The organism is Alteriqipengyuania flavescens (genome assembly GCF_030406725.1).
GTDB lineage: Bacteria > Pseudomonadota > Alphaproteobacteria > Sphingomonadales > Sphingomonadaceae > Alteriqipengyuania_B > Alteriqipengyuania_B flavescens.
This window is the reverse complement of record NZ_CP129107.1, coordinates 1057890-1082613: the sequence shown is the minus strand read 5'-3', so window position 1 is coordinate 1082613 and position 24724 is coordinate 1057890. Positions and strand designations below refer to the sequence as shown.

22 protein-coding genes are annotated in these 24724 nt (G+C 65.4%); 12 read left to right on the top strand and 10 right to left on the bottom strand.

What is annotated here, in order from left to right; translation table 11 throughout:
* The first annotated feature begins 5 nt into the window (after nt 1–5).
* Genes QQW98_RS05695 through QQW98_RS05680 form a run of 4 tightly spaced genes read left to right on the top strand, consistent with a single transcriptional unit; the run spans nt 6 to nt 3975 of the window.
* Nucleotides 6–1379: an amidohydrolase gene (locus QQW98_RS05695; protein WP_290136564.1), complete on the top strand. Its 1374-nt coding sequence runs from the start codon at nt 6–8 to the stop codon at nt 1377–1379.
* Nucleotides 1376–2752 (top strand): amidohydrolase family protein, encoded by a 1377-nt coding sequence (locus tag QQW98_RS05690; protein ID WP_290136563.1) that lies wholly within the window; start codon nt 1376–1378, stop codon nt 2750–2752. The genes QQW98_RS05695 and QQW98_RS05690 overlap by 4 nt, the downstream gene beginning before the upstream one ends.
* 29 nt (nt 2753–2781) lie before the next feature.
* Nucleotides 2782–3264, top strand: coding sequence for an FKBP-type peptidyl-prolyl cis-trans isomerase (locus QQW98_RS05685; RefSeq protein ID WP_290136562.1), 483 nt, complete (start codon nt 2782–2784; stop codon nt 3262–3264).
* Nucleotides 3265–3285: 21 nt separating this feature from the next.
* Nucleotides 3286–3975 (top strand): NnrU family protein, encoded by a 690-nt coding sequence (locus tag QQW98_RS05680; protein WP_290136561.1) that lies wholly within the window; start codon nt 3286–3288, stop codon nt 3973–3975.
* Between the two features lie 12 nt (nt 3976–3987).
* Here the strand turns inward: QQW98_RS05680 and QQW98_RS05675 are convergent, their stop codons facing one another.
* From QQW98_RS05675 to msrA, 4 genes are all read right to left on the bottom strand, one after another.
* A complete protein-coding gene (locus QQW98_RS05675; protein ID WP_290136560.1) occupies nt 3988–4878 on the bottom strand; it encodes a restriction endonuclease in 891 nt (296 codons plus the stop codon).
* A gap of 41 nt (nt 4879–4919) precedes the next feature.
* On the bottom strand, nt 4920–6842 hold the full coding sequence (dxs, locus tag QQW98_RS05670; protein ID WP_290136559.1) for a 1-deoxy-D-xylulose-5-phosphate synthase: 1923 nt from the start codon (nt 6840–6842) through the stop codon (nt 4920–4922).
* 66 nt (nt 6843–6908) lie between these two features.
* Nucleotides 6909–7379 (bottom strand): Fur family transcriptional regulator, encoded by a 471-nt coding sequence (locus tag QQW98_RS05665; protein WP_290136558.1) that lies wholly within the window; start codon nt 7377–7379, stop codon nt 6909–6911.
* Between the two features lie 46 nt (nt 7380–7425).
* Nucleotides 7426–8112 (bottom strand): peptide-methionine (S)-S-oxide reductase MsrA, encoded by a 687-nt coding sequence (gene msrA / locus QQW98_RS05660; RefSeq protein ID WP_290136557.1) that lies wholly within the window; start codon nt 8110–8112, stop codon nt 7426–7428.
* A 300-nt stretch (nt 8113–8412) separates the two neighbouring features.
* On the opposite strand from msrA, the gene QQW98_RS05655 reads away from it, so the two are divergent.
* Complete coding sequence (locus QQW98_RS05655; RefSeq protein ID WP_290137084.1) at nt 8413–9501, top strand: META domain-containing protein; 1089 nt, start codon at nt 8413–8415, stop codon at nt 9499–9501.
* A gap of 10 nt (nt 9502–9511) precedes the next feature.
* Here QQW98_RS05655 and purH read toward each other — a convergent pair whose 3' ends face one another.
* The 3 genes from purH to rpe are packed head-to-tail and all read right to left on the bottom strand — an operon-like array spanning nt 9512 to nt 13665.
* Nucleotides 9512–11104, bottom strand: coding sequence for a bifunctional phosphoribosylaminoimidazolecarboxamide formyltransferase/IMP cyclohydrolase (gene purH, locus QQW98_RS05650; protein ID WP_290136555.1), 1593 nt, complete (start codon nt 11102–11104; stop codon nt 9512–9514).
* Nucleotides 11105–11108: 4 nt separating this feature from the next.
* Nucleotides 11109–13004 (bottom strand): heparinase II/III family protein, encoded by a 1896-nt coding sequence (locus QQW98_RS05645; RefSeq protein ID WP_290136554.1) that lies wholly within the window; start codon nt 13002–13004, stop codon nt 11109–11111.
* 1 nt (nt 13005) lies between these two features.
* The gene (rpe, locus tag QQW98_RS05640; RefSeq protein WP_290136553.1) at nt 13006–13665 is read right to left on the bottom strand and encodes a ribulose-phosphate 3-epimerase; all 660 of its coding nucleotides are present in this window, start codon (nt 13663–13665) and stop codon (nt 13006–13008) included.
* A 100-nt stretch (nt 13666–13765) separates the two neighbouring features.
* On the opposite strand from rpe, the gene QQW98_RS05635 reads away from it, so the two are divergent.
* From QQW98_RS05635 to QQW98_RS05605, 7 genes are all read left to right on the top strand, one after another.
* Entirely contained in the window at nt 13766–14608 is an 843-nt protein-coding gene (locus tag QQW98_RS05635) for a phosphoenolpyruvate carboxykinase (ATP) (protein ID WP_290136552.1), read from the top strand.
* Complete coding sequence (locus tag QQW98_RS05630; RefSeq protein ID WP_290136551.1) at nt 14605–14856, top strand: PqqD family protein; 252 nt, start codon at nt 14605–14607, stop codon at nt 14854–14856. Before QQW98_RS05635 ends, QQW98_RS05630 begins: the two co-directional genes overlap by 4 nt.
* A complete protein-coding gene (locus QQW98_RS05625; protein WP_290136550.1) occupies nt 14853–15272 on the top strand; it encodes a lasso peptide biosynthesis B2 protein in 420 nt (139 codons plus the stop codon). Before QQW98_RS05630 ends, QQW98_RS05625 begins: the two co-directional genes overlap by 4 nt.
* Nucleotides 15273–15358: 86 nt before the next feature.
* On the top strand, nt 15359–15493 hold the full coding sequence (locus QQW98_RS05620) for a hypothetical protein (protein ID WP_290136549.1): 135 nt from the start codon (nt 15359–15361) through the stop codon (nt 15491–15493).
* A gap of 18 nt (nt 15494–15511) precedes the next feature.
* Entirely contained in the window at nt 15512–17410 is a 1899-nt protein-coding gene (locus QQW98_RS05615; RefSeq protein WP_290136548.1) for an asparagine synthase-related protein, read from the top strand.
* A 5-nt stretch (nt 17411–17415) separates the two neighbouring features.
* The gene (locus tag QQW98_RS05610; RefSeq protein WP_290136547.1) at nt 17416–19080 is read left to right on the top strand and encodes an ATP-binding cassette domain-containing protein; all 1665 of its coding nucleotides are present in this window, start codon (nt 17416–17418) and stop codon (nt 19078–19080) included.
* 127 nt (nt 19081–19207) lie between these two features.
* Nucleotides 19208–21742 carry a glycoside hydrolase family 3 protein gene (locus QQW98_RS05605; protein ID WP_290136546.1) on the top strand — a complete coding sequence of 845 codons (2535 nt, stop codon included), beginning with the start codon at nt 19208–19210 and terminating at the stop codon, nt 21740–21742.
* Nucleotides 21743–21901: 159 nt separating this feature from the next.
* Here the strand turns inward: QQW98_RS05605 and QQW98_RS05600 are convergent, their stop codons facing one another.
* The 3 genes from QQW98_RS05600 to QQW98_RS05590 all read right to left on the bottom strand — a co-directional run bounded on the left by QQW98_RS05600 (nt 21902) and on the right by QQW98_RS05590 (nt 24459).
* Nucleotides 21902–23479: a hypothetical protein gene (locus QQW98_RS05600; RefSeq protein ID WP_290136545.1), complete on the bottom strand. Its 1578-nt coding sequence runs from the start codon at nt 23477–23479 to the stop codon at nt 21902–21904.
* 105 nt (nt 23480–23584) lie between these two features.
* Nucleotides 23585–23809, bottom strand: coding sequence for a hypothetical protein (locus QQW98_RS05595; RefSeq protein ID WP_290136544.1), 225 nt, complete (start codon nt 23807–23809; stop codon nt 23585–23587).
* The gene (locus tag QQW98_RS05590; protein ID WP_290136543.1) at nt 23806–24459 is read right to left on the bottom strand and encodes a hypothetical protein; all 654 of its coding nucleotides are present in this window, start codon (nt 24457–24459) and stop codon (nt 23806–23808) included. Before QQW98_RS05590 ends, QQW98_RS05595 begins: the two co-directional genes overlap by 4 nt.
* Between the last annotated feature and the right edge of the window lie 265 nt (nt 24460–24724).

Genomic DNA, 24724 nt, shown 5'->3' with positions numbered 1-24724 from the left:
GAACCATGACCACAGGCCTCAGGACAGGCTTCGCGGCACTGGCTGCATTCGCGCTCGCGGGCTGCGCAACGACCGGAACGGGCGAGGAGGCGGAAACCGCAGACGCGCCGGCCGAAGTGCCGTTCGCCAGCACCTATTCCGCCTATCCCGGCACGCCGACCGCGATCGTGGGGGCGACTATCCTCGACGGGGCGGGCAACCAGATCGATGGCGGCACGGTCCTGTTCGCCGATGGTGAGGTTGTGGCCGTGGGCGACGCCTCGCTCGCCATCCCGGCCGGCTACACCCGCATCGACGGGACGGGCAAATACGTGACCCCCGGCATCATCGACATCCATTCGCACCTCGGCGTCTATCCCAGCCCCGGCGTGTCCGCGCAGAGCGACGGGAACGAGGCCACTTCCCCCATCACCGCCGACGTTTGGGCCGAACATTCGGTCTGGCCGCAGGACCCGGGCTTCAGCCGCGCGCTCGCCAACGGCGGCATCACGTCGCTTCAAATCCTGCCCGGCTCCGCCAACCTCATGGGCGGGCGCTCGGTCACGCTAAAGAATGTCCCCAGCCGCACGGTGCAGGGAATGAAATTTCCCGGCGCGCCCTATGGCTTCAAGATGGCATGCGGCGAAAACCCCAAGCGCGTCTACGGCAGCCGAGGCCGCCAGCCTTCCACCCGCATGGGCAATTTCGCGACCAACCGCGCGAAGTGGGCCGCAGCCAGGGAATGGGCAGAGGGCAAGCGCGAGAAACGCAATCTCGAAATGGAAACCCTGGCCGGCGTGCTCGACGGCGAAATCCTCGTCCACAACCACTGCTACCGCGCCGATGAAATGGCGCTGGTGCTCGATATGGCAAAAGAAGCGGGCTACCGTGTCAGCGCCTTCCACCATGCGGTAGAAGCCTACAAGATCAGCGACCTGCTGCGCGAGAACGACGTCTGCAGCGCGATCTGGGCCGACTGGTGGGGTTTCAAGATGGAATCGCTCGACGGGATCCCGGAAAACGCGGCCCTGCTCTACAACCAGGGTGCCTGCGTGGTCATCCACTCCGACGATGCGAACGGCATCCAGCGCCTGAACCAGGAAGCTGCCAAGGCGTTAACCGACGGGCGCCGCATGGGCATCGAGATCAGCGATGCGGAAGGCATCCGCTGGATCACCTACAACGCCGCCAGGTCGATGGGGATCGAGGCGATGACCGGCAGCCTGGAAACGGGCAAGATGGCCGACGTGGTGCTGTGGAACGGCAATCCCTTCTCCGTCTATTCGCGGCCCGAGCGGGTATGGATCGACGGCGCCCTGTTGTTCGACGCGGCCGATCCGGCGATGCGCCCGGTGAGCGATTTCGAGCTTGGGCTGCCCGGTGAAGGAGACGTGAAATGAAGCACCTGCTGTCCGCCGCCGCCACGCTCGGCCTTGCCCTTTCGGCAGGCTCGCTCGCCGCGCAGGATTTCACCGTCACCAACGCCACCGTCGCCACGGGTGACGGGTCGGAGCCGGTCGAAGGCGGCATTGTCGTCGTCACTGGCGGGCGCGTGACCTATGCCGGTCCTGCCGGCGGTGCCGCCCCGGCGGGCACGGTGGTCGATGCGGGCGGGGGCTGGGTCACGCCCGGCATCTTCGCCTCGCTCACCGACCTCGGCCTGTACGATGTCAGCGGGGTGAGCAATTCGAACGACCTGTCTGCTCGAAGCTCGCCCTTCAGCGCGGCGCTCGATTTCTCGACCTCGATCAATCCGGCATCGACGCAGGTCGCGGTCAGCCGCGCGGGCGGGGTGACCCGCGCCACGGCCATCGGGACCGCAGGCAGTTCAATCTTTGCCGGCCAAGGTGCGATCATCGACCTCGGCGACGATCCCGAGCCCGTGGTCCGGCCGCGCGCCTTCCAGATGATCGAACTGGGCGAACGCGGCGGTGCGCTGGCGGGCGGGTCGCGCCCGGCGGCGCATGCGCTGCTCCGCAATGCCCTGCGTGAAGCACGGCAATATGGCGAGGCGTCGGGCATTTCCGGATCGCGCCGCCGCCCGGCCAGTATCGACACGGGCGACGACGTGCCGATCGACCCGCGGCTGGTCGACAGCGAGGCGGAGCGTGACGATGTGCTGCTGTCCCGCTTCGATGCCGCCGCGCTGGTGCCGGTGGTGAGCGGGCAGCAGCAGCTCTACATCCGCGCCGAACGGGCCGCCGATATCCGCAGCGTGCTGGCGCTGAAAAGCGAATTCCCCGCGCTCGACCTGGTCCTCGTCGGCGTCAGCGAAGGCTGGCTGGTGGCAAGGGAGATCGCGGCGGCGGGCGTGCCGGTGATCGCCGACCCGCTCGACGACCTGCCGTCCAGCTTCGAGCAGCTCGCCGCCACGCAGGACAATGTCGGCCGCATGGTCGATGCCGGGGTGACGGTGGCGGTCGGCAGCTATTCCGACATGGAGCAGCCACGCTTTGCCCCGCAATATGCCGGCAACCTCGTCAGCTTGGCCCGCGTGCCGGGCCGCACCGGGCTGACGTGGGGAGAGGCGCTGGCATCGATCACCTCCATCCCGGCGCAGATCGCGGGTGTCGGCGGGCGCTACGGCGTGCTCGCACCGGGCGCGGTGGCGGACGTGGTGATCTGGGACGGCGATCCGCTGGAGCTGTCCAGCCGCCCGACTCGCGTCTTCATCGACGGCATCGACCAGCCGCTGACGAACCACCAGACGCGCCTGCGCGACCGCTATCGCGATCTCGACGAAAGCGACCTGCCGAAAGCCTACGACCGATGACCGGAACCAAACGCAAAAGCACTTCTTCCATGCGCACCACGCTGGCCATGCTGGGCCTCGCCATCGCGGCGAGCGGGGCGGCGGTCCTGGCGCAGGACCGGGCGCCCGATTATTCGCAGGATATCGCCTGGCAGCAACAGCAGCAGACCGCGCTCCATTCGCGCACATCTGCGGACGGCTGGACGGTCATGGACGGCGGCCTGCGCTGGCGGCGGATCGCGGGCGACGGCGTGGGCGAAAAGCCGAGCGTCGCGGACACGGTCACCGTCCATTACGCCGGCACCTTCGTCGACGGCACGGGCTTCGACAGCTCCTATGACCGGGGGGAGCCTGCCAACTTCCCGCTCGGCCGGCTGATCCCGGCGTGGCAGATGGCGATCCCGCAAATGGCCGTGGGCGACACGATCGAGCTCGCCGCGCCCGCCACGCTGGCCTACGGTCCGGAAGGCAAGGGCCCGATACCGGGCGGCGCGACGCTGTTGTTCAAAGTGGAACTGCTCGCCATCGAGTAACGCGCGGCGGGAGGAGGCATCATGGAACGCGACCTGATCGAACTGATTGCCGCCAGCATCGCTTTCGTCGGCACGCATTTCGCCATGTCGCACCCCTTGCGCGCCTCGCTCGTCAAGCGGCTGGGGCAAGGCGGCTTCATGATCGCCTATTCGTTGGTCAGCGTCGCCTGCACGGCGTGGATGTATTTCGCCTTCACCGGCGTACACTTGCCCATGACGCCGCTGTGGTCGGGCTTCGACGATGTGAGCTGGGCGGTAGCGAGCGTGCTGACGCTGGTCGCCATGGTGCTGATCACGGGATCGCTGATGGGCAACCCGGCCTTGCCAGCACCGGGTGCGCAGGAGCTGGCGATGAGCAAGTCCGCAAACGGCGTCTTTGCCGTCACCCGCCACCCGATGATGTGGGGCTTCGCGCTATGGGCCCTCGCCCACATCATCGCCGCGCCCACCGCCCGCACGCTGGTGGCCGCGGGCGCCATCGGTTTCCTCGCCCTCGTCGGCGCGCATATGCAGGATCGCAAGAAAAAGGCCCTGATGGGCGGCGCCTGGCGCGAGTGGGAGGGCAAGACGACCTACTGGCCGCGATGGAGCCGGCTGCCGAAAGCGGGGGTGATCCCTTGGGCAGGAGGCACGGCAATCTGGCTCGCCGCCACTTACGCGCACATGCCGCTGGGCGGCTGGACTGCGGGCATCTGGCGGTGGATGGGTTGAAAATCTTGCTCTTCAAGAACCGAATGTTTGCTCAAACATTGTCGGTATATCGTTCGGCGAGAAGAGATGTACTCCAGTCGAGTGAGCTAACGCTTTCGCACTCGATGTAAAACCCGCGTTCGAAATAACGCCAACCTTCTGCACTCCATGAAAAGGACGGCCCGCATAGGCTTCTTGCACAGCCTTGTTACCAACCGCCGAGCCGTATAACTTGCATTGTAGCCCGAGACTTCGGCCGTCACGCTTTGCGATGACATCCAATCCCTGGTCTCCACCAGCCGGTGTCGTTTGTGCCTCCCAACCAAAAAGGACCAGTGAGTTCGCCACCCAAATTTCAAAGTCGAGCCCATCAGCAGGTAGTAAGTCAGGCTCAAATCCATTCACTAGAAAACGCGCACGACAGGTTTCTAGATGTTCATAGGTGATGTTGGCGGCCTCTTCAAATTCGAGTCGATCGGTTTGAAGATCAATGCTGTCAAAGAATTCTCGAAGAGCCGCATTTCGGTTGTCTTCAGTGATCATACCATAATCATTTTGACGAACCGCCCGGTGCAAATTTCGCTCAAGCGCAGGGTGATGCATCTCGATCGCTGCAATAAGTTTTTCGCGCTCAAAAAAGCGAAGTTGAGATGACAATCGGATAGCATTCTGTTCGTCAGCAAGGCGAACAGCGTTCGCCTCCTTTTCGCGAACTCGATCAAATTGCTTGTAGACGATGAATGCTGAAATAATTGGGCTGAAGAAAAACGCAAACGCGCCGATGACTACTGCAGCGGCTGACCACCCGCTCAACTGACCGGCGTTCGTTTGCGCCACGATAATAACTAATGCCATGCCCCCCGCGGCAAGAGCTATAGCGTATAGGACGAAATTCAACGCAGCCTTTATTGTAAACAGTTTCACCATACGCTGCTTTAATCAGAATATCTTGCCAATTCGGCTTCTTAAGCCCGCGCCTCCTCCACGCCGGCGCTGTTGTGGCGGAGCGCTTTCAGCACCGTGTCCACGATGTGCGGGGCGTTGAGGCGGGCTTCGTCGTATTGCTTTGCCGGATCGTCGTGGTCCTGGAATATGTCGGGCAGGCGCATGGTGCGCACTTTCAGCCCAGCATCGGTCAGGCCCTTGTCGCTGGCGTGGGTGAGGACATGCGCGCCGAGGCCGCCGATGGCGCCTTCCTCCACCGTGATCACGACCTCGTGGCTTTTCATCAGCCGGTCGATCAAGTCGGTGTCAAGCGGCTTGGCGAAGCGCAGGTCGGCGACGGTGGTTGAAAGGCCCTTGGCCTCCAGTTCGTCAGCCGCCTTGTTGGCTTCGGCGAGCCGCGTGCCGAGCGACAGGATCGCGACCTTGCTGCCTTCGCGCACCACCCGGCCCTTGCCGATTTCCAGCTTCTGCGGCGTTTCGGGCAGCGGTACACCGACGCCGTTGCCGCGGGGGTAGCGCAGGGCAATGGGTCCGTCATCATATTCGGCGGCGGTGTAGGTCATGTGGACCAGCTCCGCCTCGTCCGCCGCGGCCATCACCACGAAGTTGGGCAGGGTGGCGAGGTACGTGATGTCGAAACTGCCCGCATGGGTCGCCCCGTCGGCGCCGACCAGCCCCGCGCGGTCGATGGCGAAGCGCACCGGCAGGTTCTGGATCGCCACGTCGTGGACCACCTGGTCGTACGCACGCTGGAGGAAGGTGGAGTAGATCGCCGCGAACGGGCGCATCCCTTGCGCGGCGAGGCCGGCGGCAAAGGTCACCCCGTGCTGTTCGGCGATACCGACGTCGAAGGCGCGGTCGGGATGCGCGGCGGCGAACTTGTCCACCCCCGTCCCGCTCGGCATGGCAGCGGTAATCGCGCAGATGCGGTCGTCGGTTTCGGCCAGCTTCGCCAGCGTTTCGCCGAACACGTTCTGGTAGGCGGGCGGGCCGGCCTTGGACTTCGCCTTTTCGCCCGTGACCACGTCGAATTTCGGCACGCCATGGTACTTGTCGGCGCTGTCTTCGGCGGGCTGGTAGCCCTTGCCCTTGGTGGTCACGACATGGACCAGGATCGGGCCCTGCTCGCTGTCGCGCACGTTTTCCAGGACCGGGACGAGGTGGTCCAGATTGTGTCCGTCGATCGGGCCGACGTAGTAGAAGCCCAGTTCTTCGAATAGCGTCCCGCCGGTCACCATGCCGCGCGTGTATTCCTCGGCCTTTTCGAGGCCCGACCACACGCGGCGCGAAAGTTTCTTCGCCGCCTTGGAGGCCAGGTTGCGCAGGCCGAGATACTCGCTCGAGGACACCATCCGCGCGAGGTATGCGGACAGGCCGCCTACCGGGGGCGCGATGCTCATGTCGTTGTCGTTGAGGATCACGACCAGCCGGTTGCCCGCCTGCTCGGCGTTATTCATCGCCTCGTAGGCCATGCCCGCGCTCATCGCGCCGTCGCCGATGACGGCGATCGCCTTGCCCGGCTCTCCCTTCAGCTTGTTGGCGACGGCAAAGCCGAGCCCGGCGCTGATCGAGGTGGAGGAATGCGCCGCGCCGAAGGGGTCGTATTCGCTCTCGCTCCGCTTGGTAAAACCGGACAGGCCACCGCCCTGCCGCAGCGTGCGGATCCGGTCCCGCCGCCCGGTCAGGATCTTGTGCGGATAGGCCTGGTGGCCGACGTCGAAGATCAGCTTGTCGTCGGGCGTGTTGAAGACATAGTGGATCGCGGTGGTCAGCTCGACCACGCCCAGCCCGCTGCCCAGGTGCCCGCCCGTGGAGCCGACCGCGTCGATCATTTCCGCGCGCAATTCGTCGGCCAGCTGGCGCAGCTGTTCGGGCTTCAGCTTGCGAAGGTCTTCCGGCGTGTCGACAGTGTCCAGAAGCGGCGTATCGGGGCGTTGGCTCATGGCTTTCGGCTTAGCGCCGCGATGTGTGCTTGTCGATGAACGCAAATGATTTGCAGGCGACGGCCCTCAGGCCGCGCATTTGTCGCACAGGCCGCGCAGTTCCACGACCGGGCGGATGCCCGCGAAGCCCGCGTCCTTGCCCGCTTCGCGCAAGGCGCCGGTGACGCGGTCGTCGTCGATATGGGTTGCCGCGCCGCAATCGTCGCAGATCACGAAGATGCAGTCGTGGTTGCAGCCCGGATGGGTGTTGACGAGATAGGCGTTGGCGCTCTCGATCCGGTTGGCGAGGTTGGTGCGCACGAACAAATCGAGGATGCGGTAGACGCTGTTGGGGGCCACGCGCTTTTCGCGGCGGCGGGTCATCTCGTCGGCAAGATCGTAGGCGGAAACCGGCTTGTCCTCGCTCGCCAGCGCGCGGAACACGCCTTCGCGCATGGCGGTCCACTGCTCGCCGTGCTCGGTCAGCGTGGCGCGCGCGGCCTCGACCAGCGCTTCGCCGGAATGTTCCTGGTGGTGGGTATGTGCGTGACTGGCCATGCCGCCGATATAGGGCGCCCGGCAGCCGCTCGCAATCGGGCCGCGATCAGCCGGTCTTGAAGCTGCTGCGGTGGTGCTGCGGCAACAGGCGGCGCAGCGCAGCAACCTTCGGCGCGTCCCAGCGCACGATATAGGAGTGGCGCGGGTTCTTGTGCGCGAAATCCTGGTGATAGGGTTCGGCCGGGTAGAACCGCTTCGCCGTCTCGATCTTCGTGACGATCGGCCGGTCCCAGATGTCCGCCGCTTCCAGCTGGTCGATATAGGCACGCGCGACCGCGCGCTGATCGGCGCTGACGGGGATCAAGGCAGATCGGTAATGCGCACCGCGATCCGGCCCCTGGCGGTTGAGCTGGGTGGGATCGTGGACGACCGAGAAGAAAATGCGCAGCAGCTGGTCGTAACGCACGATCTTGGGATCGTAGGTGACCTTCACCGTTTCGGCATGCTGGCTGACGCCGGAACTGACGATATCGTATTTCGCGGTCGCCGCATTGCCACCGTGATAGCCGCTGACGGCGCTCGTCACGCCGGGCACGTGGCTGAACACGGCCTCCACGCCCCAGAAGCAGCCCCCGGCGAAATAGGCGTTCTTCAGTCCTTCGCTTTCGCGCGAAATCCGATCAGCCACCGGTGCGCGCACCGTCTCTTCCGCAGCGACGGCTGCGGGCATGGCTTGGCTGCACGCCGCCGTGGCCAGCGCGACGGCGGCAAAGCTGGCGCGGATGCGGTTCATGCAAGCAGGTTGAACTGGCTCGCCATGATGAACGCGGTCAAGCCGAAGCCTGCGGCGAAGGCGATGTAGGAATCGGTTTTGAAAAGGCCCATCGGTCGTGCTTTCGATTTTCGTCATCGTCCGGCACCTTCTACCGCATGGCCGCTTGCAAAAAGGTGAAGCTGCCTGTCGTGCGGTGTTCAGCTTGAAATTGCGATGAGGCCGTGTGGGAGTGGAAACGACATGTCGTTGAGTATGCGAACAATATGTGTGGTTGGCGCGCTGACCGCGTGCCAGCCGGTCGCCTCGACCGGAGAAGCGATGCAACAGCGTGCTGCATCAGGCGACGCGATGGACGATGGCACGTATCTCGAGCGAATCGATCCCCTCGGCGACACTTGGCTCTTGCGCACACTAGCCGGCGATGACGTTTCGGACCGCGAAGGGGTCCTGACCGGCAGCGGCGGTGGCTTTCTCAACCACCACGCGCAATGCGGCGGAGGTCATCCGGCGTTCTACCAGCTCGACGGTCAGTCCATTTCGGTGATCAGGCGCGAAGCGGTGCAGATCGGCAAATGCGGCAACGCGGCAGGTGCCGCCGATTTCGAGCGCCGATGGGCCGATTTCATCGACAATCTTGCGACTTGGCGGCGCGAAGGCGACGTTCTCCGCTTGGCCGATGCGAGCGGCACTACGGCCGTGCTGGAACGCCCGCCTTATGCCGTTTCGGCACTTGCCGGCAGATGGCTGGTGGACGCTATCGGCGGCGAGCCATTCGCCATGGAGCGACGGGCTGCTGCGGAGATCGAATACCGTTACGCAGGAGTATTTGCCAGCGCCGAATGCAACACCGCCTATGGCGACGTCAGCACGACCGGGCGGATCGATCTCGGCGCTGCGACGCAGCAGGGTTGCAGCAAGGAAGACGCGGCCGAGGATGCACTGCTCTTCTCCGCCTTGGGCGCGGTGACGGGCTATCGTATCGACAGTGATCGCCTGACGTTGACCGGTGGCCCCGGCCTCACGCTGCGCCGCCCGCCTTACCCAGACCGGACGCTGGCAGGCGAATTCCAAAGCTGCGGCAACACGCTGCTCGGCGCATATCAGGCGGGACCGATCACGCTTTCGATTGCCCGCGACACCATGACTGACCAATCCGGCTGCCGTGCGACCTACTCTTCTGAGGGGCCAAACCTCTCCCTGGCGCTGGAAGACAGTGTGCAATGTAATGAGGTCCCGAAGCCGTACGTAGCGGGGGAACCGATCGAGATCGGGGGGGGGCTCTCGTTCCTCTCCCTCGCGACGCCCGACGCCTTTGCCTTTACCGACCGCGGCCGGCTGGTGTTGCGCACACCGCGCGGCCTGCTGCACATGTGCCGCAAGGGCGATCCCGACGCGATGCGCTTCTGAAAGCGCGGGATCAGTGGTTGAAGTGCCGCATCCCGGTGAACACCATAGCCAGGCCCTGTTCGTTCGCAGCGTCGATCACTTCCTGGTCGCGCATCGAGCCGCCGGGCTGGATCACGGCCGTCGCGCCCGCTTCGGCGGCGGACAGCAATCCGTCGGCGAAGGGGAAGAAGGCATCCGACGCAACGGCGCTGCCCACGGTGCGCGGCTGGTCCCAATCGTATTTCCCGGCCGCTTCCTGCGCCTTGATGGCGGCAATGCGGGCGCTGTCGCGGCGATTCATCTGCCCCGCCCCGATGCCTGCGGTCGCGCCGTCCTTCGCATAGACGATGGCGTTCGACTTGACGTGCTTGGCCACCGTCCAGGCGAACAGGCAATCGTCCAGCTCCTGCTCGGTCGGCGCGCGCTCGGTGACCACTTTCAGGTCGTCGCGCGTGATCCGGCCATTGTCGCGCGACTGCGCGAGGATGCCGCCGGTGATCGACTTGATCGAAAGGCCGCCGCGCGCCGCATCGGGCAGCTCGCCGGTCAGGAGCAGGCGCAGATTCTTCTTGGCCGCGAAGAACGCCCTCGCTTCCTCGTCCGCATCGGGCGCCACCACGACTTCGGTAAAGATCTTGCAGATCGCCTCTGCCGTCCTGCCATCGAGCGGCGTGTTGGAGGCAACGATCCCGCCGAAGGCCGAAACGCTGTCGCACGCCAGCGCGGCTTCCCACGCCTCGATCTGGCTGCCCGCCTGCGCCACGCCGCACGGATTGGCGTGCTTGACGATCACGATGGCCGGGTCCTGTCCGGCAAATTCGCTGACGAGGTTCAGTGCCGCATCGGCATCGTTGTAATTGTTATAGCTCAGCTCCTTGCCCTGCACCTGCTCGGCCTGCGGGATGCCGCGCGCCGGGGGGCCGGCCGGGATATAGATCGCAGCCGACTGGTGCGGGTTCTCGCCATAGCGCAGCTCGTCCGCCTTGCGCCCGTTGGCGAACAGGCGGTCCGGCAGGCCCTGCCCCTGGTCGGATTGGGCGAACCAGTTCGCGATCATGGAATCGTAAGCGGCGGTCGCGGCAAAGGCCTTCGCTGCCATCGCCTTGCGGAAATCGTAGGAGGTCGCCCCGTCGCGGTCGGCCAGCTCGCCCTGCAGTGCGGCATAGTCGCCAGGGTCGGTGGCGATGGTCACGTAAGCGTGGTTCTTGGCCGAGGAGCGGACCATGCTCGGCCCGCCGATATCGATGTTCTCGATGATTTCGGGCCGCCCTGCGCCCTTCGCCACGGTCGCTTCGAAGGGATAGAGATTGACCACCACGAGGTCGATGGCGCCAATGTCATGCTCTGCCATGGCGGTGGCATGGGCGGCATCGTCGCGCACGGCGAGCAGCCCGCCGTGGACCTTGGGATGCAGCGTCTTGACCCGCCCGTCCATCATTTCGGGAAAGCCGGTGAGCTCGGAAATATCCTTTACCGCCAGCCCTGCGTCGCGCAGCGCCCTGGCCGTGCCGCCGGTGGAAACGAGCTCCACGCCGCGCGCCGCCAGGTCCCGGCCCAGTTCGACCAAGCCGGATTTGTCGGACACCGAGAGCAGCGCCCGCTTCACCGTGACTGCATCCGTCACAAAATCACCCCATTCGCTTGAGCAGCCAGGAGAAATTCGCCCCGCTGCGCGAGATCATCCCCGCGATTACCAGTTGTTCGATCGCCTGCGGGCGGCCGTCACCGTCCGACCACATCGAATCCTCGATCGACAGCTCGCCTTCCGTGGTGCGCAGCTGCCAGTTGGTGCCGTCAGGCAGCGCAAGCCGCGCGCCCTTGCGATCCTTCGTCAGGCTGAGCTCCACGCCCGGCCCGACATGGAAGCGGATCGCATAATTGACCTTGCCGCGTTTGCCCTTGCGGCCCGAGGGCACGAGCACGTCTTCGCCGCGCAATTCGTCGCCCTCGTCGCTCAGCAGCAGGATGCGCCGGTGGACCAGGCCAAAGCGGCTGGCATAGCCGTCATGGCTCGCTTCCACCCGGGTTGCCGGCTTCTTGCCGCCCACGCTGCGCCGGTCGATTTCCACTTCGCCGACGCCTGCGCCCAGCTTACCGCCGATCAGCACGGCAGTGGAATTGGCATCCTCCAGCACCAGCGTCGAATGCGCTGCCGTGGCGCGCAGGCCCTGTTCGATGCGCACGGGAATCTGTCCGCCGGCCATCGCAGCCCCGCCGCAATTCACGATCAGCCGATGCGCACCGCTGGAAAATTCGAACGCCAGCGTGGATGCGCAGCCATAACGGGCGTGGCGCGCCAGCGGCGGCGGGGCGGCGTCGAATTGCAGCACCGCGCCCTTGGCCGCGACCCGCTGGTAACCCCAGCCGCGCGCCTGCCTGAGCGGGCGGGTGCGCACCCGGGTCGCCTCCACCAGCGCGCGCAGCGTGTTGGCGCTCGTAGCGCCCGATCCCTGCCAGTTGCCGAGCGACCCGTCGGCATGGGTCAGGGTAAGGAGCGGCGGCACGAGCAGGCGCATCATCGCCTCCAGCGCATCGGGCGGATCGCGGCGCACCGCCTCGTAACAGGCGCGGCAGTCGACCAGCAGGCGCAGCGCTTCCATCTGGGCATAGGGGCTGCGCGACAGGACGCCGCCATCTTCACCCACCAGTTCGCCCAGCGCGTGCACAAGACCGGCTTCGCCATAGAGGCGGCGCGGCTTGCCATCGGGCAGCAGCAGGCCGGCGGCGGTGATCGCGCACCACGCGGCGACTTCCTCCAGCCGGTCCTCTGCCTTGCCATGGTTGCGGTCGAGCCAGCGCGCGGTCTCGGCGATCTGGGCGAGCAGCTTGGTGCGCACGCCCTTGTCGCCCGACATCACCAGCGGGGCGTGGACCAGCCATGCGAGCATCCGGCGCGCCGCCAGGCCGACGCGCCACGGCATGCCCTTGCCGACCTGCGGATTGGCCTTCAGCCACGCGGCGGCGATCCGCTCCGCCACGCCGCTGCATTGTTCGCGCGGGGCGGAGGAGGAAAGGTCGCGCAGCCACGTGAAGCCGTGGATCGCCTGCTCGAACGGCGGGGTGAGCCGCGCGCTGGGCGTGAAATCCATCTGCGAAATCGGCGCCTTGACCCCGTGGACGAGGAAATGGCCGGCCCTCAGCGCGACGCCGCTGGGCCGGCGGCCCGGCAGCGGGCTTTCGACCGTGGCAAGCAGGCGCAGTGCGGACGGCTTGCGGAACGGACCGGACAGGACCGAGCCCGGCACGCCCATCCGGTATGCCATGCGCATCAACCGCTCGCCCGCGCCGACCGACGGCGGGGCGAAATCGGCGAGCGCCAGCGCGCGGCTGGCGCCGGCGGCGTGGTCCACGGCAGCGGCAGCGGTGGTCGGCGGATCGGACCGGCGCTTCGTTTCCTCGCGGACCAAGCCTTCTTCAGCGCTCCTCAGCGGGATGGCGCGCGCATCGTCCTCGCCCGGAACCTGCGGATCGCCGAGCGGCAGCTCGATTGTGTCCGGCGCGGTGCGGGAGAGGCTATCGGTCATCCTATCCGCCCTTCAGGCCGGCAATGTTGGCGGCATAGCGATCGGGACCGCCCTTGAAGGTGGCCGACCCGGCAACCAGCACGTCGGCCCCCGCCTCGACGCATTGCGGCGCGGTCTGCGCATCGACGCCGCCATCGACCTGCAGCCGGATATCGCGTCCGCTCGCGTCGATGCGGCTCCGTATCTCGCGGATCTTGCCGAGCTGGCTGGGAATGAACTTCTGCCCGCCGAAGCCGGGATTGACGCTCATCACCAGCACCAGGTCGACCATCTCGACCAGGTAATCGAGCGTGTCGACCGGGGTTGCGGGATTGAAGACGACGCCCGCCTTCTTGCCCAGCGCCTTGATCGCCTGCACCGTGCGGTGGACGTGCGGACCCGCTTCGGGATGCACGGTGATGATGTCCGCGCCCGCATCGGCAAAGGCTTCGAGATACGCATCCACCGGCGAAATCATCAGGTGGACGTCGAACAGCTTGTCGGTATGGGGACGCAGGGCCTTCACGACGGCAGGGCCGATGGTGATATTGGGGACATAATGCCCGTCCATCACGTCGATATGGATCCAGTCCGCCCCGGCCGCGTCGATGGCGCGCACTTCCTCGCCCAACTTCGCGAAGTCGGCAGAAAGGATGGATGGCGAGATCAGCGGGGGAGCCATGACTATCCCCGCCGGTTACGCGCGCGGCGAATCGCCGACAAGGCGCAGGCGCGGCCTTTTCCACACCGCTCCGGCCCGCAAACGCATGGCTGAGCGGGTTATGCACAGCAAAGATGCGCTGGCGCTGCTGGAGCACGAGCTGCAGCGAACGACCGGCCGTGTGGAAGCGGCGCTGGATGGCGAGGCGCTGGGTCAGCGGACGTATATGCTCAAGCCGGGCGAACTGCTGTTCCGCATCCCGCCCGACACGCTCGTCCATTACCGCTTGGGCAGCGGGCTGACGGTCGATCCCAGCAAAGGGACCCACCCGGCCGAGATCGACCTCTTCTGCGAAGGCAGTATCGCGGCGGCGGTGGCGGCACTCGCCGGGCTCTACCCGTTCCACGGATCGGCGGTGGCGGTGGACGGGCGCGCCGTCATCCTCACCGGCCCGTCGGGCGCGGGCAAGACCACGCTGGCGACGGGGCTCGCGCTGGCGGGCATGCCGCTCCTCGCCGATGACCTGAGCGTGATCGTGGAAGGCGAAAGCGGCCCCGAAGTCCTCCCGTGGCGCAAAAAGCCCAAGCTGTGGCCCGATGCCTTCGCGATGACCGGTGCGGCGAAGGGCGAGCAGGTCTCGCCCGAATACGCGAAGTTCTTTGCCGAGGGCCTGCCGCGCGCGGACCGGCCCTTGCCGCTCGGCGGGGTGGTCCTGCTGGAAGAGGGCGGCCGGTCATTCCGGCCGCTCGGCGGCGCGGCGGCAATCGCGGCCTGGTCGGCGGACCATTACTGCAGCGAGTTCCTCGCGCTCGCCCGCCGGTGGGACCGCGCTGCCGTTTTCGCCGACGCCGCGGCCAGGGCGCGCAGCGTCCCCGCATGGCGGCTGTGGCTGCCGCACGGGGCCGGCGAATACACCGCCAATCTTGACTTCGCGCGCCACGCAATCGAGCGTGCGATGCGATGATTCCGCGCAAGACCAGCGACTTCGCCGAAACGGCCTTCGACGACGAAACCGTCGTCATGCGCATGTCCGACGGCGATTTCTTCGCCATGGAAGGCAGCGCGCACGCGATCTGGAACCTGATCGATGGCGAGCGCAGCCGTGACGAAATCCTCGCCGGACTGCAGCGCGACTATGCCGGCGATCCGGCCATGGGGGAGGATCTCGACGCCTTCCTCGCCAGCCTGCGCAGCGCGGGACTGCTGGCGTGACGCGACGGGTGCATGGCTGGCTGCGCACGGCGGAGGCTGCGCTTGCGCTGGCGGTCGCACACGGCCTCGTCCGTCTGGTGCCCTTCCGCACATGGCGGACCTGGTTCGCGCGTGGCAGCGGCCCGACCCGTCTCGCTCCCGACGCAGCGACCTTGCGACACCGCTCCGCGGCCATCGAGCGGGCCGCTGCGCGCATGCCGGGCGATGCCCCCTGCCTGCCCCGCGCCCTGGCAATGGCGCTGATGCTGCGGCGGCGCGGCTTCGGTTCGCAGCTTCAGATCGGCGTGCGCCCTCCCGCCGAACGCGACGGGCACGAGGACCTGCATGCGTGGCTGACCCATCGCGGGCAGGTCATTTACGGGGAGCGGCGAGGCAGCGACGTGGCGTTTGCGTCCCATGCGCTGGGATCGCATTGATTAACAGAGCATCGTTGGCAGGCGATTCGGTGTCTGTTATGCTGCATCGCAACGCCGCATCCCCGCGGTCCGTCATGGAGGCGAATGTGAAAGAGCAGGGCACGGATGCCAAGCGATGGTCGACGCCCCGACTGGTGCCGATGGGCACCTTGCGCGACGTGGCGGGGAGCCGCACTGCAAGCGACCAGGGCAACAGCAAGAATTCCACGAACCGCAGCTAACGGTTTCGGGGCCGGGGCATGATTGCGCTCGGCCACCACTGGTCCGCGGCCTCGTGGCTCGACACGTCGCGGATCGCCCCGTCGCTGGGGCTATTCACCGGTCATCCCGCCAGTAGCGCGCACACGCCCGCCGGGCTCGCCGCAAGCCTGCCGCACCCGCGCGCCGCACCCGATCGCAGCTGGACGCCGGCCACCGGTCCCGACGGATCGCTGTGCCTCTTCTGCGGCTGGATCGACAACCACCAGGATCTTGCCGAGAGCATCGACGTCGCCGATCGCGACGATGCGCATGTCTTTGCCCACCTCGTCGCCCAGCACGGGGATTTCGCCGACCGCCCCGTAATCGGCTCCTACGCCGCCATCGTCATCAAGCCCGACGGCACGCTGAGGCTGTCGCGTAGTGCTTGGGACGCCCCCTCGCTCTTCTGGGCGGGCGACGACCACGCCGCCGTCGTCGCCTCGGTCCCGCGCGTCCTGTTCGCAGCGGGCTTCCCGCGCCGGCTGCACCGGCACCGCTATGCCAACATGCTGTTCGGTATCGAGCACACCGGCACCGAATTCTGGTACGACGGGGTCCACCGCGTGCCGCAAGGCTCGATCGTCACGCTGGGGCCCGACGGGTTCAAGGTCGACCGGTGGTACGATCCGCACGCCCTCCCGCCCACGAAATTGCCCGACGACGCCGATTACCTCGCCGCTGCCGATGCGTTGCTGGACGAGGCTGTCGCCGCCGCGCTGGACGGCGCGGAGAAGCCGGGATTGCTGCTGTCCGGCGGCCTCGATTCGGGCATCGCGGCGGAGGCGGTACTACGCCAGCTGTGGGAATCGGAACGCCTGCCGAGCTTCACCGTAGTGCCGGAGGCGGGTACTGCGCGGGACCGCCGGCCGGGGATTGTGACCGACGAGCGCGCCGCGGTCGAGGCGTTCGCCACCATGCATCGGCGCATCGACGCAAACTTCGTCGGCACCGCCGAATTCGACAATCTTGCCGAGCGTTTCTTCACCGCGACTTCCACCGGCCGGCCCGGACAGGCGGCGGCCAGTTTTTACCACAACGCCTACAGCGCGGCGGCGCGCGCCGGCTGCGACGTCCTGCTGACCGGATTCATGGGCAACGACACGCTCAGCAACGACGCGCCGTGGGCGCCGGTCGAATTCCTGGTGAACGGCAAGTGGCGACAGCTGTCCGGATTGCTCGCCCATCCTGCGCCAGGCGACGAACGGTCGCGGCTGCGCCGGTTCGCCGCGCAATCGCTGTTGCCGATCATGCCGGAGGGGTTTCGCCGCTTCGTCCGCAAGCGGGTTCATGGCGAGCCCGATTTCATGCCCGCCAACGGCAGCCTCGTGCGCCCGGACGCAATCGACAAGCTGGACCTGCGCGAGCGGGCGCGGCGCAACCACTGCCTGCGAACCGGGGAGCGGCCGGCGACCCGCCGCCAGTGGCTCGACATGGTCTGGCATGGCGCGGACGCAGGCGCGGAAATGCACCACGGGTTCGAGCAGGTTTTCGGTATTCGTCAGCGCGATATCTATGCCTATCGCCCGCTGATCGAATTCTGCATCACCTTGCCGACCAGCCAGTTCGTGCGCGGCGGCGTGACGCGCTATCTTGCCCGCCGGCTTGCCAAGGGCCGCCTGCCCGAAGCGCAGCGGACGGAGCGGCGGCTCGGCATGCATAACGCGGACCGCCATGCCCGCCTGACCCCGCGGCGCGAGGAATTGCGCGAAAGCCTGCGCCGCATGGAAGCGCATCCGGAGCTGGGCGCCGTCATCGACTTCGACCGCGCCTACTCCATCCTCGACAACTGGCCCGCACGCTCGCCCGCCGGTCATGCGGAGGCGCAGGCGCTGCTGCTGGCGCTGCCGGGCGTGGTGCTGGCAGGCCGGTTTGCCGACCACCTGGAAGGGCGTAACTAGGGCCGATGGATTCCGCGATCCGCGATCACTTGCCGGCCTGCAAGGCGCTCGTTCTTGCCGTTCTGACTGTTGCGGGCGCCGGGCTTGAGGCGCTGGGCGCCATTGCGCTGGTGCCGCTGTTCGCGCGGTTGGGCGGGAATGCTGGCCGCGGGGCGGATGGCGGCAGGCTGCTCGAATGGGCCGCTGCCCTCAGCCTACCGAGCGTGCTGGGCCTGTTCGTGGCTCTCGTCGCCCTGCGCGCGGCAGCGGCGCATTTGCGGCACGTCGTCGCGCTCGATATCGAGATCGCGGTGGTCGACGGCCTCCGGCTGCGCGCCTTCCGCTCGCTGCTCGCCGCCGACTGGCGCGCGCTCTCTGCCTCCCGCCAGAGCGAGCACCGCGCCCTGCTGATTTCCGGCATCGCAAGGGTCGGCCATGCGGTGCAGGAAGGGGGCAGCGCCCTAGCTGCCGCCACGACCCTAGCCGCGCTGAGCGTGGCCGCGTTGTTGCTGTCGCCGGTCGCGGCGGTGACAGGGATTAGCGTAGGCGCTGGTGCTATGCTGCTGCTGTTGCCGCTGCAACGTCGCGCCCGCCATCTGGGCCTCCAAACCGGCGCAGCCTACGACGCGATTTACGAACGGCTCGAGACCAGCCTCGACGGGTTGCGGCTCGTGAAGAGCTTCGGGCGCGAGGATGCGGCAGCGACTGGTCTGGCGAATGAACTGGCGCAATTGCGAAAGACCGAGCGAGCTTACCTTTCCGGCACCGCATGGGCGCGCACCGCGCTCCAGTTGGGCGGGGCGATCATCCTCGGCGGCGTCGTGTGGTTCGCGGCCGATACGCAGGGGCTTGCCCTTGCCATCGTCCTGCCGCTGGCCGCGATCCTCCTGCGCAGCGTGCCGCTGCTCGGCGCATTGGTTGAAAGCCTGCAGCGGTGGAACAACGCAGTGCCGGCCATCGGCGCGGTCGAGGACCTGCTTGCACGGATGGACGCGGCCGCCGAGAACGCAGACGCGGATAATGTCGCACCGCCCCTGACGCGGGCGCTCGCGCTCGATGGTGTATCCGTCACTTACGAAGGCTCGCGGCCCGCGTTGTCGGGCATTTCGCTTACCATCGCGGCTGGCGAAATGGTTGCGGTGTCCGGCCCTTCCGGCGCGGGCAAGAGCACGCTGGCCGACGTGCTGGGCGGGCTGGTTGCCCCCGACGAAGGGGCGTTGCTGGTGGACGGCACGCCGCTGCCCTCCTCGGCGCGCGCCGCGTGGCGCCGCCGCGTCGCCTATGTGCAGCAGGAGCCGGTGCTGTTCCCCGGCACCATCGCCGGCAATCTGCGCATGGCGGCGCCGGACGCTTCGGACGACGTTCTTGCAGCGGCCCTGCGCGATGCCTCGGCCAGCTTCGTCCTCGACCTGCCCGGCGGGACCGGGCACCGGCTCGGCGATGGCGGGCGCCAGCTGTCGGGCGGGGAGCGCCAGCGGCTTGCGCTTGCCCGCGCGCTGCTGCGCAATCCGGACCTGCTCATCCTGGACGAGGCGACCAGCGCGCTCGACGGGGACAATGAACACGCCATCGCCGGGGCGATCGCCCGGCTGCGCGGCTCCGTCACCATCCTGGTCATCGGCCACCGGGGCGCGCTCGCCGCGCTGGCCGACCGGCAGGTGCGGATCGAGAACGGCCAGATCGTCTCCTGATCCTGGCCTCGCCGCATGCAAGCAGCGGAGCATTGACCCTCGCCGCGATATGTTGTTAACGTTCACAAAGAGAGTGAGAGAGGGCCGCGCGCCTGCTGCGGCCGCCTGTAAAGGGATGGGGATTGCCGTGAAATTTGCCAGGATTGCCAAGCTGTTGTGTGCCGCCGGGTCGGGCCTTGCGCTTGCCGCATGTGCCACCGTCGAAACGCGCGGACCGAATCCCCAGGTCGCCGATGGCGACGCGTTGGATGCCCCGCGCGAAGCGGGCGTCGCCAATCCCGGAATCTGGCCGGCGTACGAATATCCGGTCGAAGTGCCCGCGGCAGAGCAGGCGCGGATCGACAGCCTGCTGGCGCGCATGACGCTGGAGGAAAAGGTCGGCCAGCTGGTGCAGGCAGACCTGTGCTGCGTCTCTCCCGAAGATGCCAAGGCCTATAACCTCGGCTCCATCCTCGTCGGTGGCAATAGCGGGCCTTACGGTGACGACCTGGCCCCGGCACCCGAATGGCTGAAGGCGGCGGACGATTTCTACAACGCATCGATCGACACCAGCGATGGCGGCGTCGGCATCCCGATCGTGTGGGGCGTGGACGCCGTGCACGGCCATTCGAACATCATCGGGGCGACCATTTTCCCGCACAACATCGGTCTCGGCGCGATGCGCGATCCCGAACTGATCGAGCGGATCGGCGCCATCACCGCCCGCGAAATCCGCGCGACGGGGCAGGAATGGACTTTCGCACCTACCGTGGCCGTGCCGCAGGATTTCCGCTGGGGCCGCGCCTACGAAGGCTATTCCAGCGATCCGCAGCTTGTCGCGTCCTATGTCGGCGCGATGGTGCGCGGGCTGCAGGGCGAGCCCGACAACTGGAACATGCTCGCGGGCGACAAGGTCATCGCCTCGACCAAGCATTTCCTGGCCGATGGCGGCACCGACGACGGCGTTGACCAGGGCGATTCCTCGATTTCCGAAGAGGAGCTGCGCGATATCCACGGCCTGCCCTATGGCCCGGCGATCAGCGAAGGCGTGTCCACCGTAATGGTCAGCTTCTCCAGCTGGCAGGGCAAGAAGATGACCGGCAACAAGAGCCTCGTCACCGATGTGCTGAAAGACCGGATGGATTTCGAAGGCTTCGTGGTCTCCGACTGGAACGCCCACGGCCAGGTGGCCGACTGCACCAACGACAGCTGCCCGCAAGCGCTGCTGGCCGGGATCGACATGTACATGGCGCCCGACACGTGGAAGGCGATCTACACCGACACGCTGGCCAAGGCGCGCAGCGGCGAAATACCGATGGAGCGGATCGACGAGGCGGTCGCAGCGATCCTGCGGGTCAAGGCGCGGCTCGGCCTGTTCGAGGCGGGCGCACCGTCCACCCGCCCCCTCTCGGGCGAGTTCGACCTGCTTGGCGCCCCCGCCCACCGCGAAGTGGCGCGCGAAGCGGTGCGCAAGTCGCTCGTCCTCCTCAAGAACGACGGCGTCCTGCCGATCGCACCGGGCGGGCGGCTGCTCGTCGCGGGTGAAGGGGCCGACGATATCGCCCGCCAGTCCGGCGGCTGGACGCTGAGCTGGCAGGGCACCGGGCACGACAACAGCCAGTTCCCCGGCGCGACCTCGCTCTTCGCGGGGCTGAAATCCGCGGTCGAAGCGGGCGGCGGCAGCGCCGTCCATTCGCCCGACGGCTCTTTCGAACAGCGCCCCGATGCGGCGGTCGTCGTTTTCGGCGAAAAGCCCTACGCCGAATTCCAGGGCGATCGGGCCACGCTGATGCTCGATGCCGACCTCACCGGCCCCTATGCCACGATGGAGCGCCTGAAAGCGCAGGGCATCCCGGTGGTCGCGGTGATGATCACCGGCCGGCCGCTGTACGTGAACCCGGCACTGAACCGAGCCGACGCGTTCGTCGTCGCCTGGCTGCCGGGCAGCGAGGGCGCAGGCCTTGCCGACGTGGTCGTCGCCGGGGCGGACGGCGCGCCGCGCTACGACTTCACCGGCAAGCTGCCGACTGCATGGCCCGCCACGGGCAGCCTCGACGACGGGGCGCTGTTCGACTTCGGCTACGGCCTGACCTACGCCTCGCCGGCGACCGCATGGGAAACGCTGGCCGAGCTCGATAAGGCCGAAGCCGGCGACAGCCGGACATGGTTCGCCAACGGCGTCCCGGCGGCGAGCTGGTCGCTGCTGGTCAATGACGAGGGCGAGATCGACCAGACCCGCATCACCACGGTCCCCGCCGGTGCGCTGGGCGGCCGGATGCGCGTTACGGCAGCGAACTACATCGTGCAGGAAGGCGCGCGCCGCTTCGAGATCGCTTCGGGCGACGCGAACGTGGTGCTGCACAATTTCGATGCAGTCGACCTGTCGCGCGAGGCTGCGGGCGACGTCATGCTTCTGGTGACCATGCAGGTGACCGACCCGGCGGACAGCTTCGCTCTGGCGGTACAAGGCGGGAGAACCCAGGCGACCATCCCGCTCGACATTCCGGCCAGCGCAGGCTTCGTGCGCTACGGCATCCCGCTGCGCTGCCTTGCCGGGGCCGGTATCGACATGTCCCAGCTGACCACCATCATGCTCCAGACGAGCGGCGCCGCAGACTATGCGCTGGCCGAGGTGCGCGTGGGCAACGATGCGGAGACGGTGCAGGCCTGCCCGGCGAGCTGAACCGAGGCCGGACGGCAACGATACGCCGAGGGGCGGCGATCTTTGAAAGACCGCCCCTTGGCGCACCCGACACGAATATGGTGGGCACTGTAAACAATGGGAAATTCTTGTCGATCGACGGAATATGGTGTTCAAATGAGCCAGACGAGCACAGTGGCGTTAGTATGCCAGCCGATGCTCGGGGATTACGTCCAGTAAGTAGTAAGTGCGCCCCGCATCGTCGAGCGAACCCTTATCCGCGCCTATTTCTCTCTGCCCCCATTCCTTCAAGACTTCGGCCGCTTTCTTAATAGGGGGCCTGCCTTCTCGATCGCTACGCTCCCACACGCTTTCTTCGTTCGTTGTGAAGTCCTTGTCGTGGAGAATGTTCTGCCTCAACATGAACAGAAGGTCTTGGGCCTCTCTGAAGGTATCTGGCGCTTTGGGGCTCAGTTCGTAAGCTGGCATCGCAGTATGCTCACGAAGCGGCCGCACTGAACGAGGGTCACGCTCCTCAATAAGCATTTTAATCGTTTTTTCGGCTTGGAGATAGCGTAGAATGGCTACTGAAACCGTTTGGGTAGCGCTCAACCCCGAAAACCAAAACGCGTTGAAGCTTGTCGCCATTCCATTTCTGCTGACCGGTTGGTGCAAGATCGCAAGGTATGTCAGATTTTTAGAGACCGGATTATTCCGCATGAACCTGATTAAGTCGTCGATTTGCGATCGGTGACTGAGCAGGTTGGTGCCTGTTTTCTTCGCTTCATACCTCACTTGGTTGGCCAAAGACCGCAGCGATTCCCGATCAGGAATTTCCTCGGGCGGTAACTTTCCGCCAAGTTCTTCGCTCAGCGTTGCATATTGTGCCAGAAGTGAGTTCAGCGTGGCCGCTTGTCTGCGAGACTGGTTTGCGATGTTTTCGGGCTTCATCTGGATCATGGTGGAGCTAGCGAGGCTCTCGAAGGGATTAGCTTCTGCTGCATGCGCTCTCGCTGCGATTAATTGCAAATCATGCAGACAATAGATCAGCCCATGCTCCGCAATCACGGCGCGGATGTGATGCGGCTTCAGCACTGATTCTGGCGTTCTTTGGCTTAGAAGGTCCAGCGCAGTCTTGTGCCGGCCACATAAAATCGCCTCAAAAAGCTTCGGGTGATCTGCTTCGATTTGCGCCAGCGCGCGGGCATGAGCATCAAGGTGCCTTAAGGCATTTTGCTGCGCGGTGACCTGCATCTTTCGAAAAGCTGCCCGGTCCACAGAACACGTTTTCCAACCAGCCACTGCGTAGGCGATGTAGCTTTTGTCCCCCGATACGGAGATCATCCGCCGGCAATGGCGCAAAATTTCTGAAAATCCGGAAGGAACCAATGCTCGCGGAAGCATACATTCCTTCTCGGTCAGCAGACCGATCGGCAAATCTGTGATCGCCTTCAGGGTGGGTGAGAAAATGGCTGACGCCTTGTCGTCGTTACTCACACCACAATTTTCGGATAGGACGAGCGTCTCGATATATTCATTAAGATTCGCCGGAAAGGAGATACTTCCTCCAAGTAAACTTAAGTCCGTCCGCATGATCGCAGATCTCGTTTTCGATTCCCGATTCTTCCTGTTCTTCAGTTCTCTCGGCGTCTCTTTTGCAACCTTTTCCTGTCTTGGATCTTTATTCGAGAAACCCTCTTGGTTCCCGTGCTGGCGCTTGTGGTAATCCGCCTCCCTGGCGATTTCAGACGGAGACTTATTTATCCTCTTCTCGCCCACGAAACACTCCTTAAGAATGAAGTTCATTCCTCACCAAACGCCGACCTGACTGATTGGTGGCGCATACTCTTTGATCCTAAGGTTTAATGGCCATCTCAATGCGCCCTATTCGAGAAACGACGCAAGCTGCGTTTGAAGATGATCCGAAAGGAACTCTGCTATCTGCGCGACTTCCGCTGCGATCTCGTTAAGCCGATCGAGCTCAGATAATCCGGTATGTCCATCTGCTAGAGCGGCCTCGACTGCAGCCGACGCGTTCAGGAACTCCCGTTCCTTTTGGCTCAGCAGAGCAGCTGCTTCGTCGATTGGATGGGAGACTTGATTGATCATGAACTCATCAGAGGCATAGGAGCAGGACGCGCTAAAAACCTTGGGTTACCGCCGCGCTCGCGAAGCCAATCGAAAGCTTGCCCTTTCGTAGTGAGCGTTGGATTTTCGATGCTATCGAGCTTGCAGATTTCACTGATCAAGTAGTTTTGGGCGGCTGTGATGGGATCGCGGCGCCATCTTGCTTTCAGTCCGCATTTTTCGGAAGAAATGAACGCGTTGACCTCAGCCTCATACAGTTGGCGCATTCGACTCCACGCTAGGTGTTGGCCCCACTCCGCACATCTGCCAGCTCGTTCCTTGTCATCTAAGATCAAGCGGATGATGTTTGCCAAAGTCCCCGCTCCTGTCGATGCCCGTGCTTCGATTGCCCACACGAGCAAATGGTCGGGATGCGCCAGCAATCCATAAAGCGCATGATAATCTAGTGTATTGAGATCCAAAGAGAACATCAGGCCGCCGAGCGTATATCGTTGTTCGTCTCGCGAACGCCGTTTTGCTGCTGCGGCAGCCTGTCGCTTCAGCTCCGCAAGCCTCTCGGACTCGCGAGGCAGCACAAGTTGCCCCAGCGCGTCGATGGCAGTCAGCTTCTCCAGCAGTTTATGGAAAGGATCATTTTGCACATCGCCGATATCGGCATTGCGAAAGGGCAAGTGTGCATCCTACCCCCAAAAAGTCTCAGAAGCTCCAAAATCTTACGATTGCGAAGCCCGAAAGCTCAATCGGACGAGAAGCAGACCTCCAGCTGGTTAGGCCAATCGTGGTTGAGCACAGTATTCGTCCCTAATCGCACAGCAGTCATTTCTGAAGCCAAATTCGCGGTTCCTAGGGGACCGAGCCACCGCCTAGCTCGCAACGCAACTTCCGAATTTGGACCGACAGCTGTCTGTCGGCTTTGGGGTTCATGAATGCAGATAG